Origin of the sequence: Levilactobacillus zymae DSM 19395, from assembly GCF_001434115.1 — a bacterium.
In the GTDB taxonomy this organism is placed as follows: Bacteria; Bacillota; Bacilli; order Lactobacillales; family Lactobacillaceae; genus Levilactobacillus; species Levilactobacillus zymae.
The window spans coordinates 50,579-59,536 of the sequence record NZ_AZDW01000050.1 but is presented as its reverse complement, the minus strand read 5'-3'; the positions used below and the strand labels follow the sequence as shown (position 1 = coordinate 59,536).

Genomic DNA, 8,958 nt, shown 5'->3' with positions numbered 1-8,958 from the left:
TCAGACATGCTGGTATTGCTTACGCTCAGGTTGGAGAGACTCCCCAGCGATTGCGATGCAGTGGACCAAACGCTCTCATCGGCACTGTTCCGAGCACTCAAACTCGTTTCAGATTCGGACAAGGAAGCTTGGATACTGCCATCGTCAACGGATCGTTGACTCAAGCTCATATCACTCTCAGAGATTTCGTTAGAAACCACACTCAACGAGTTATCAGCCGAGATGCTTTCGCTGTTGACGATCGAGGCACTGACTGACTGGCCAGCGGAGACAATGGCCGATTGTTCAGCGGATTCCTTCGCCGACGTTTCAGCCGATTGGCTAGCCTTTTGACTCTCGACAATCGAGGTCGACTGGCTGGCCGACGTGTTGGCCGAATCACTCGCCGATGCGTGAGCTACTGACTCACTGGCTGATTGTTGGCTCAACGACCGCATCGAGGCGGAAGCACTGGCCGAAACAACACTCATGCTGGCTTCGGATTCAGAGGTAATTGACGTCGAAACGCTACCGGAGTCTGCCCGATCACTGACACTGGCTTCCGAATTAGAAATCTCAGAAACCATGCTGGTGGTCGACGTAGACGTTTCACTAATACTGTTCAGCGATTGCGATAATTGCGACGTTGAGGCTTCACTCAGACTGGCGGCACTTTGCGAAACTAATGCAGAATCGCTGGCAATAGCTTGCGACGTGGTACTCAAACTGGTTTGAGCACTGGCAATTTCAGACAATTCACTGTCATCCGAGTTCGAGGTAGCACTGGCACTGATGGAAGCTACCGTTGAAGCGTCAGCCGAAGCACTGGTTTGAGCGTTACTCAAGCTGGTTTCAGCGCTAGTTTGAACGGATTGCAGGCTGGCATCAGATGCGGAAGCAATACTCCGGTCAACCGAAACGCTGGCTACTTGGCTGGCCGCTTCACTGGCCGAAACTTCGGATTGCGAAGCCGCAGCACTTTGCGAAGCATCCAGTTGTGAGACTGCTGAAGCAGAAGCTGCGCTAGCTTCGGAGTTCACGACGGAAATACTGTTACTCTGTTCGGACCAAGTCGACAAAGCTTCAGATTCGGACAAGGATTGTTGACTCAGACTGGTCAACGACTGTTGCGTACTGTCATCCGGTTCGGAACCTTCATCGCTCAAGCTTTGCAGCGACTTGGAGATTTCAGCAGATTGACTGGCTTCAGAAGTTGACGTGTTACTTACACTCAGGTTCGATAAGCTACCCAGCGATTGCGATGCGGTAGACCAAACACTCTCATCGGCACTGTTCCGAGCACTCAGACTCGTTTCAGATTCGGATAAGGAAGCTTGGAGGCTGCCGTCATCAACGGATCGTTGACTCAAGCTCATGTCGCTCTTGGAAATTTCAGTTGAAACCACACTCAACGAATTATCTGCCGATTCACTCTGCAGGTTAAACGTCGACGTGCTTGCGGACTGGCTGGCGGAAACGCTGGCCGATTCACTAGCGGATTGACTGACGACGCTCATGGATGCATCAGCCGATGCGGAAGCACTCTGGCTAACGACACTCGTTGAAGCATCAGCCGATTCACTAGCCGACAGTTGACTCAACGACTTCATCGAAGCAGAAGCACTAGCCGAGACAACACTCATGCTGGCTTCCGATTCGGACGTGATCGACGTCGAAACGCTGCCGGAATCCGCGCGATCACTGACGCTTGCTTCCGAATTAGAAATCTCGGAAACCAGGCTAGTGGTTGACGTAGAGGTTTCACTGATACTGTTCAGTGATTGTGACAATTGCGACGTGGAGGCTTCACTCAGGCTAGCGGCACTTTGCGAAACTAATGCCGAGTCGCTAGCAATTGCTTGCGACGTGGTACTCAGGCTCGTTTGGGCACTGGCAATTTCGGACGTTTCACTGTCGTTCGAGTTTGAAGTTGCGCTGGCGCTAATGGAAGCTACCGTCGAAGCGTCAGCCGACGCGCTGGTTTGAGCATTACTCAAGCTAGTTTCGGCACTGGTTTGAACGGATTGCAGGCTCGCATCGGATGCGGAGGCTTGGCTCCGGTCCGCTGAAACGCTAGCCGACTGGCTCGCCGCTTCACTGGCTGAGACTTCGGATTGCGAAGCTGCGGCACTTTGCGAAGCATCCAGTTGTGATACTTCAGAAGCAGAAGTTGCACTAGCTTCGGAGTTGGCAACGGAAATACTGTTGCTTTGTTCGGACCAAGTCGACAAGGCTTCGGATTCGGACAACGATTGTTGACTTAAGCTGGTCAACGACTCTTGCACGCTGGCATCCGGTTCGGACCCTTCATCACTCAAGCTTTGTAGCGACTTGGAGACTTCAGCGGATTGACTAGCTTCGGAGGTCGACGTATTGCTTACACTCAGGTTGGAAAGACTCCCTAACGATTGTGAAGCAACCGAGTAGACGCTCTCATCGGCGCTGTTCCGCGCACTCAAACTGTTTTCAGATTCGGACAATGATGCTTGGAGACTGCCATCATCAACGGAACGTTGACTCAGACTAGCATCACTCTGAGAAATTTCAGTCGAAACCTCGCTCAACGAATTATCTGCCGATTCACTCTGCAGGTTAAACGTCGACGTGCTTGCCGACTGACTAGCGGAGACGCTGGCCGATTCAGAAGCACTCTGACTGACAACGCTCATTGAAGCATCCGCCGATTCAGAAGCACTCTGGCTAACGACACTCGTTGAAGCGTCAGCCGATTCACTAGCCGACAGTTGACTCAACGACTTCATCGAAGCGGAGGCACTGGCCGAAATGACACTCATGCTGGCTTCCGATTCGGACGTGATTGACGTCGAAACGCTGCCGGAATCCGCGCGATCACTGACACTGGCCTCAGAGCCAGAAGCTTCAGAAACCATGTCCGTAGTGGACTTAGAAAGCTCACTGATACTGTTCAACGATTGTGATAATTGTGACGTTGACGCGTCACTCAAGCTGGCTGCCGACTGCGAAACTAATGCGGAATCACTGGCAATTGCTTGCGACGTAGTACTCAAACTGGTTTGCGCACTGACGATTTCGGAAAGTTCACTGTCGTCCGAGTTCGAAGTTGCGCTGGCGCTGATGGAAGCCACCGTCGAAGCGTCGGCCGATGCGCTAGTTTGAGCGTTACTCAAGCTAGTTTCGGCACTGGTTTGAACGGATTGTAAGCTGGCATCGGAGGCGGAAGCTTGACTCCGGTCGGCCGAAACGCTAGCTGCTTGACTCGCCGCTTCACTGGCCGAAACTTCGGATTGCGAAGCTGCGGCACTTTGCGAAGCATCCAGTTGTGAGGCTTCGGAAGCAGAAGTTGCACTGGCTTCGGAGTTCACGATGGAAATACTGTTGCTTTGTTCGGACCAAGTCGACAAGGCTTCGGATTCGGACAAGGATTGTTGACTCAGACTAGTCAGCGACTGTTGCGTACTGTCATCCGGTTCGGAACCTTCATCGCTTAAGCTTTGTAGCGACTTAGAAACTTCAGCTGATTGACTTGCTTCGGACATACTAGTGTTGCTTACGCTTAAGTTGGACAAGCTGCCCAAGGATTGCGAAGCGACTGAGTAGACGCTCTCATCGGCGCTGTTCCGGGCACTCAAGCTAGCCGTTGATTCGGACAAGGAAGCTTGGATGCTGCCATCATCAACGGACCGTTGACTCAGACTAGCATCACTCTGAGAAATCTCAGTCGAAACCTCGCTCAACGAATTATCTGCCGATTCACTCTGCAGGTTAAACGTCGACGTGCTTGCGGACTGACTAGCGGAAACACTAGCCGATTCGCTGGCCGATTGACTCACGACACTCATTGACGCGTCAGCCGATGCAGAAGCACTCTGGCTAACGACACTCGTTGAAGCGTCAGCCGATTCACTGGCTGATTGTTGACTCAACGAGTTCATCGAGGCTGAAGCACTAGCCGAGACAACACTCATGCTGGCTTCGGATTCGGACGTGATCGACGTCGAAACGCTACCGGAATCTGCCCGATCACTGACGCTGGCTTCCGAACCAGAAATCTCGGAAACTAGAGTCGTGGTGGACTTGGAAAGTTCACTGATGCTGTTCAGTGATTGCGACAATTGCGACGTTGACGCGTCACTCAGACTGGCAGCACTTTGCGATACCAACTCAGAATCACTGGCAATCGCTTGCGACGTGGTGCTCAAACTCGTTTGGGCACTGGCAATTTCGGACAATTCACTAGCATCCGAGTTCGAGGTGGCACTGGCACTGACGGAAGCTACCGCCGATGCTTCGGCTGAAGCACTGGTTTGGGCGTTACTCAAACTGGTCTCGGCGCTGGTTTGAACGGATTGTAAGCTGGCATCGGATGCCGAGGCAATACTCCGATCGACCGAAACACTGGCTGCTTGGCTGGCCGCTTCACTGGCCGAAACTTCGGATTGCGAAGCCGCAGCACTCTGCGAAGCATCTAATTGCGATGCCGTTGAAGCGGATGCCCCACTGGCTTCGGAGTTGGTGATGGAAATGCTGTTGCTCTGTTCGGACCAAGTCGACAAGGCTTCAGATTCGGACAACGATTGTTGACTCAAGCTGGTCAATGACTCTTGCGTGCTGGCATCCGGTTCAGAACCTTCGTCACTCAAGCTTTGTAGCGACTTGGAAACTTCAGCTGATTGACTTGCTTCGGACATACTAGTGTTGCTTACGCTTAAGTTGGACAAGCTGCCCAAGGATTGCGAAGCGACTGAGTAGACGCTCTCGTCGGCACTGTTCCGGGCACTCAGACTCGTTTCAGATTCGGACAACGATGCTTGAAGACTGCCATCATCAACGGAACGTTGACTCAGACTAGCATCACTCTCGGAGATTTCATTAGAAACCACGCTCAACGAGTTGTCTGCTGAGATGCTTTCACTGTTGACGATCGAAGCGCTGACCGACTGACCGGCGGAGGCAATGGCGGATTGTTCAGCGGATTCCTTCGCCGACGTTTCAGCCGATTGACTGGCCTTTTGACTCTCAGCAATCGAGGTCGACTGGCTGGCCGACGTATTAGCGGAATCACTCGCCGAAGCGTGAGCCACTGACTCACTGGCCGACTGTTGACTCAACGACCGCATCGAAGCTGAAGCACTGGCCGAGACAACACTCATGCTGGCTTCCGATTCGGAGGTGATCGACGTCGAAACACTACCGGAGTTAGCCTGATCACTGACACTGGCTTCAGAGCCAGAAGCTTCAGAAACCATGTCCGTGGTGGACTTGGAAAGTTCACTGATACTGTTTAATGATTGTGATAATTGTGACGTTGAGGCCTCACTCAAGCTGGCGGCACTTTGCGAAACTAATGCCGAATCACTGGCAATTGCTTGCGACGTGTCACTCAAGCTGGCTTGCGCACTGGTGATTCCAGACAGTTCGCTGTCGTTCGAGTTCGAAGTGGCACTGGCACTGACGGAAGCCACCGTTGAAGCGTCAGCCGACGCACTGGTTTGGGCATTGCTCAAGCTGGTTTCGGCACTAGTTTGAACGGATTGCAGGCTGGCATCGGAAGCCGAAGCGAGACTCCGGTCAACCGAGACGCTAGCCGCCTGACTCGCCGCTTCACTGGCCGAAACTTCAGATTGCGAAGCTGCGGCACTCTGCGAAGCATCCAGTTGTGACGCCTCAGAAGCAGAGGTTGCGCTAGCTTCGGAGTTGACGATGGAAATACTGTTACTCTGTTCAGACCAAGTCGACAGTGCTTCCGATTCGGATAACGACTGTTGACTCAAACTGGTCAGCGACTGTTGCGTACTGTCATCCGGTTCGGATCCCTCATCGCTCAAGCTTTGCAGCGACTTGGAGATTTCGGCGGATTGACTGGCTTCAGACAGGCTGGTGTTGCTTACACTCAAGTTGGAGAGACTCCCCAACGATTGTGAAGCTACTGAGTAGACGCTCTCGTCGGCACTATTCCGAGCACTTAAGCTAGCCGTTGATTCAGACAACGAAGCCTGAACGCTGGCGTCATCAACAGAGCGTTGACTCAAGCTCATGTCGCTCTCGGAAATTTCATTAGAAACTAGGCTCAACGAATCGTCATCCGATACACTCTGACTGTTAAACGTCGACGTGCTTGCCGACTGGCTGGCAGAAACGCTGGCCGATTCAGATGCGGATTGACTCGCGACACTCATGGAAGCGTCCGCCGATTCAGAAGCACTTTGACTGACGACACTCGTCGACGCATCGGCCGATTCACTCGCTGATAACTGACTCAACGACTTCATTGAGGCTGAAGCACTGGCCGAAACAACACTCATGCTAGCTTCGGATTCGGACGTAATCGACGTCGAAACACTACCGGAGTTGGCCTGATCACTGACACTCGCTTCCGAACCAGAAATCTCGGAAACCAGGCTAGTGGTTGACGTAGACGTTTCACTGATGCTGTTTAATGATTGTGATAATTGTGACGTTGACGCCTCACTCAGACTGGCGGCACTTTGCGATACCAGAGTGGAATCACTCGCAATCGCTTGCGACGTGGTGCTTAAGCTGGTTTGAGCACTGGCGATTTCAGACAACTGACTGTCGTCCGAGTTTGAAGTGGCACTAGCACTAACGGAAGCCACCGTCGAAGCGTCAGCCGAAGCACTAGCTTGGGCATTACTCAAGCTGGTTTCAGCACTGGTTTGAACGGATTGCAGGCTGGCATCGGAGGCCGAAGCGTTACTCCGGTCGGCCGAAACGCTGGCCGCTTGACTCGCCGCTTCACTAGCTGAAACTTCGGATTGCGAAGCCGCGGTACTCTGCGAAGCGTCCAGTTGTGAGGCTTCAGAAGCGGATTCTGCGCTAGCTTCGGAGTTCGCAACGGAAATACTGTTGCTTTGTTCGGACCAAGTCGACAAGGCTTCAGATTCGGACAACGACTGTTGACTCAAACTGGTCAACGATTCTTGCGTGCTGTCATCCGGTTCGGAGCCTTCATCGCTCAAACTTTGTAGCGACTTGGAGACTTCAGCGGATTGACTTGCTTCGGACATGCTGGTGTTGCTTACACTCAAGTTGGACAAGCTGCCCAAGGATTGCGAAGCAACCGAGTAGACACTCTCATCGGTACTATTCCGGGCACTTAAGCTAGCCGTTGATTCGGACAACGAAGCCTGAACACTGACGTCATCAACAGAGCGTTGACTCAAGCTGGTGTCACTTTCGGAAATTTCATTAGAAACTTCGCTTAATGAGTTATCAGCGGATTCACTCTGTAGGTTAAACGTCGATGTGCTTGCCGACTGACTTGCGGAGACAATGGCCGATGCAGAAGCACTCTGACTGACAACACTCATTGAGGCATCCGCCGATTCAGAAGCACTTTGACTGACGACACTCGTCGACGCATCGGCCGATTCACTCGCTGATAACTGACTCAACGACTTCATTGAGGCTGAAGCACTGGCCGAAACAACACTCATGCTAGCTTCGGATTCGGACGTAATCGACGTCGAAACACTACCGGAGTTGGCCTGATCACTGACACTCGCTTCCGAACCAGAAATCTCGGAAACTAGGCTAGTGGTTGACGTAGACGTTTCACTGATGCTGTTTAATGATTGTGACAATTGTGACGTTGAGGCTTCACTCAGACTGGCGGCACTTTGCGAAACTAATGCCGAATCACTGGCAACTGCTTGCGATGTGTCACTCAAGCTGGCTTGGGCACTGGTGATTTCGGAAAGTTCACTAGCGTCCGAGTTCGAAGTGGCACTGGCACTGACGGAAGCCACCGTCGAAGCGTCGGCTGAAGCACTGGTTTGCGCGTTGCTCAAGCTAGTTTCAGCACTAGTTTGAACGGATTGCAGGCTGGCATCAGATGCAGAAGCTTGGCTCTGGTCGGCCGAAACGCTGGCTGCTTGACTCGCCGCTTCACTGGCCGAAACTTCGGATTGCGAAGCCGCAGCACTCTGCGAAGCGTCCAGTTGTGAGGCTTCAGAAGCAGATGCCACACTGGCTTCGGAGTTCACGATGGAAATACTGTTACTCTGTTCGGACCAAGTCGACAAGGCTTCAGACTCGGACAACGATTGTTGACTCAAACTAGTCAACGATTCTTGCGTGCTGGTATCCGGTTCGGAGCCTTCATCACTCAAGCTTTGCAGCGACTTGGAAACTTCTGCGGATTGACTAGCTTCGGAAGCACTGGTGTTGCTTACGCTCAGGTTGGAAAGACTCCCTAACGATTGCGAAGCGACCGAGTAGACACTCTCATCGGCACTATTCCGAGCACTTAAGCTGGCTTCAGATTCGGACAACGAAGCCTGAACACTGGCGTCATCAACGGAACGTTGACTCAGACTAGCATCGCTTTCGGAAATTTCCGTAGAAACCACACTCAATGACTGGTCGTCCGATTCGCTTTGACGGTTAAACGTCGACGTGCTTGCGGATTGACTAGCGGAGACGCTGGCCGATTCACTGGCAACACTCATTGAAGTGTCCGCCGATTCAGAAGCTTCCTGACTGACAACGCTGGTTGACGCATCTGCCGACTCGGAAGCACTCTGACTGACAACGCTCATCGAGGCATCGGCCGATTCACTGGCTGATTGTTGACTCAACGACTTCATCGAATCCGAGGCGCTGGCCGAAGCCGCACTCATGCTGGCTTCCGATTCAGAGGTAATTGACGTCGAAACGCTACCGGAATCTGCCCGGTCACTGACACTGGCCTCAGAGTTGGAAACTTCAGAGGCTAGGCTCGTGGTGGACTTAGAAAGTTCACTGATGCTATTCAACGATTGTGACAATTGCGACGTGGAGGCCTCACTCAGACTGGCGGCACTTTGCGAAACTAATGCTGAATCACTGGCAATTGCTTGCGACGTGGTGCTCAGACTAGCCTGAGCACTAGTGATTTCGGAAAGTTCACTGGCGTCCGAGTTCGAGGTGGCACTGGCACTGACGGAAGCTGCCGTCGAAGCATCGGCCGACGCACTGGTTTGGGCATTGCTCAAGCTA

Annotated in this window: 1 protein-coding gene; it reads right to left on the bottom strand. The window is 52.7% G+C overall.

The genetic code is table 11. From position 1 onward, the window contains the following. Positions 1-8,958 (bottom strand): accessory Sec-dependent LPXTG-anchored adhesin (locus tag FD38_RS10595; RefSeq protein ID WP_420865443.1); only part of this gene is annotated, 8,958 nt, incomplete at both ends.